The organism is Pseudomonas fluorescens, assembly GCF_902497875.1.
Classification (GTDB): domain Bacteria; phylum Pseudomonadota; class Gammaproteobacteria; order Pseudomonadales; family Pseudomonadaceae; genus Aquipseudomonas; species Aquipseudomonas fluorescens_BR.
Map to the genome: position 1 here is coordinate 1 of NZ_CABVHY010000079.1, position 3,043 is coordinate 3,043.

At 50.8% G+C, this 3,043-nt stretch carries 2 tRNA genes and 1 rRNA gene; all 3 read right to left on the reverse strand.

The features are described 5' to 3' along the window. A 23S ribosomal RNA gene (locus tag F8N85_RS33540) occupies positions 1–2,585 on the reverse strand; the annotation flags it as partial. A gap of 224 nt (positions 2,586–2,809) precedes the next feature. Continuing rightward, positions 2,810–2,885, reverse strand: a tRNA-Ala gene (locus F8N85_RS33545). 30 nt (positions 2,886–2,915) lie between these two features. Further along, positions 2,916–2,992 (reverse strand) — tRNA-Ile (locus F8N85_RS33550). Positions 2,993–3,043: the final 51 nt, after the last annotated feature.

Consider the following 3,043-nt stretch of genomic DNA (forward strand, 5'->3'; position numbering starts at 1 on the left):
CACGACGTTCTAAACCCAGCTCGCGTACCACTTTAAATGGCGAACAGCCATACCCTTGGGACCGGCTTCAGCCCCAGGATGTGATGAGCCGACATCGAGGTGCCAAACACCGCCGTCGATATGAACTCTTGGGCGGTATCAGCCTGTTATCCCCGGAGTACCTTTTATCCGTTGAGCGATGGCCCTTCCATACAGAACCACCGGATCACTAAGACCTACTTTCGTACCTGCTCGACGTGTCTGTCTCGCAGTCAAGCGCGCTTTTGCCTTTATACTCTACGACCGATTTCCGACCGGTCTGAGCGCACCTTCGTACTCCTCCGTTACTCTTTAGGAGGAGACCGCCCCAGTCAAACTACCCACCATACACTGTCCTCGATCCGGATAACGGACCTGAGTTAGAACCTCAAAGTTGCCAGGGTGGTATTTCAAGGTTGGCTCCACGCGAACTGGCGTCCACGCTTCAAAGCCTCCCACCTATCCTACACAAGCAAATTCAAAGTCCAGTGCAAAGCTATAGTAAAGGTTCACGGGGTCTTTCCGTCTAGCCGCGGATACACTGCATCTTCACAGCGATTTCAATTTCACTGAGTCTCGGGTGGAGACAGCGCCGCCATCGTTACGCCATTCGTGCAGGTCGGAACTTACCCGACAAGGAATTTCGCTACCTTAGGACCGTTATAGTTACGGCCGCCGTTTACCGGGGCTTCGATCAAGAGCTTCGCGTTAGCTAACCCCATCAATTAACCTTCCGGCACCGGGCAGGCGTCACACCCTATACGTCCACTTTCGTGTTTGCAGAGTGCTGTGTTTTTAATAAACAGTCGCAGCGGCCTGGTATCTTCGACCGGCATGGGCTTACGCAGTAAATGCTTCACCCTCACCGGCGCACCTTCTCCCGAAGTTACGGTGCCATTTTGCCTAGTTCCTTCACCCGAGTTCTCTCAAGCGCCTTGGTATTCTCTACCCAACCACCTGTGTCGGTTTGGGGTACGGTTCCTGGTTACCTGAAGCTTAGAAGCTTTTCTTGGAAGCATGGCATCAACCACTTCGTGTTCTAAAAGAACACTCGTCATCAGCTCTCGGCCTTAAGATCCCGGATTTACCTAAGATCTCAGCCTACCACCTTAAACTTGGACAACCAACGCCAAGCTGGCCTAGCCTTCTCCGTCCCTCCATCGCAATAACCAGAAGTACAGGAATATTAACCTGTTTTCCATCGACTACGCTTTTCAGCCTCGCCTTAGGGACCGACTAACCCTGCGTCGATTAACGTTGCGCAGGAAACCTTGGTCTTTCGGCGTGGGTGTTTTTCACACCCATTATCGTTACTCATGTCAGCATTCGCACTTCTGATACCTCCAGCAAGCTTCTCAACTCACCTTCACAGGCTTACAGAACGCTCCTCTACCGCATCACCTAAGTGATACCCGTAGCTTCGGTGTATGGTTTGAGCCCCGTTAAATCTTCCGCGCAGGCCGACTCGACTAGTGAGCTATTACGCTTTCTTTAAAGGGTGGCTGCTTCTAAGCCAACCTCCTAGCTGTCTAAGCCTTCCCACATCGTTTCCCACTTAACCATAACTTTGGGACCTTAGCTGACGGTCTGGGTTGTTTCCCTTTTCACGACGGACGTTAGCACCCGCCGTGTGTCTCCCATGCTCGGCACTTGTAGGTATTCGGAGTTTGCATCGGTTTGGTAAGTCGGGATGACCCCCTAGCCGAAACAGTGCTCTACCCCCTACAGTGATACATGAGGCGCTACCTAAATAGCTTTCGAGGAGAACCAGCTATCTCCGAGCTTGATTAGCCTTTCACTCCGATCCACAGGTCATCCGCTAACTTTTCAACGGTAGTCGGTTCGGTCCTCCAGTTAGTGTTACCCAACCTTCAACCTGCCCATGGATAGATCGCCCGGTTTCGGGTCTATTCCCAGCGACTAGACGCCCTATTAAGACTCGCTTTCGCTACGCCTCCCCTATTCGGTTAAGCTCGCCACTGAAAATAAGTCGCTGACCCATTATACAAAAGGTACGCAGTCACCCAACAAAGTGGGCTCCCACTGCTTGTACGCATACGGTTTCAGGATCTATTTCACTCCCCTCTCCGGGGTTCTTTTCGCCTTTCCCTCACGGTACTAGTTCACTATCGGTCAGTCAGTAGTATTTAGCCTTGGAGGATGGTCCCCCCATATTCAGACAAGGTTTCTCGTGCCCCGTCCTACTCGATTTCATGACTAAGAGATTTTCGCGTACAGGGCTATCACCCACTATGGCCGCACTTTCCAGAGCGTTCCGCTAATCTCAAAGCCACTTAAGGGCTAGTCCCCGTTCGCTCGCCACTACTAAGGGAATCTCGGTTGATTTCTTTTCCTCAGGGTACTTAGATGTTTCAGTTCCCCTGGTTCGCTTCTTACGCCTATGTATTCAGCGTAAGATACCTAACTTATGTTAGGTGGGTTCCCCCATTCAGACATCTCCGGATCAAAGTCTGTTTGCCGACTCCCCGAAGCTTTTCGCAGGCTACCACGTCTTTCATCGCCTCTGACTGCCAAGGCATCCACCGTATGCGCTTCTTCACTTGACCATATAACCCCAAGCAATCTGGTTATACTGTGAAGACGACATTCGCCGAAAATTCGCAATTACTCACAAATTTTACCTTAGCCTGATCCGTTACCAGTGAAAGTAACGTCCAGTCTATCTTTCTATCACATACCCAAATTTTTAAAGAACGATCTAATCAAAGACTAGAAATCAATATTCGCATCGGAATACTCATTTCTAAACTCTAACGTCAGAAGCAGTAAATGGTGGAGCCAAACGGGATCGAACCGTTGACCTCCTGCGTGCAAGGCAGGCGCTCTCCCAGCTGAGCTATGGCCCCGTATTTCTACAGGCGTTTCCCACACAAAATTGGTGGGTCTGGGCAGATTCGAACTGCCGACCTCACCCTTATCAGGGGTGCGCTCTAACCAACTGAGCTACAGACCCAATTTCGAGCTTGTAACTGTTAGCGTGAGCTATCAGCTTGGAGCTTAAAGC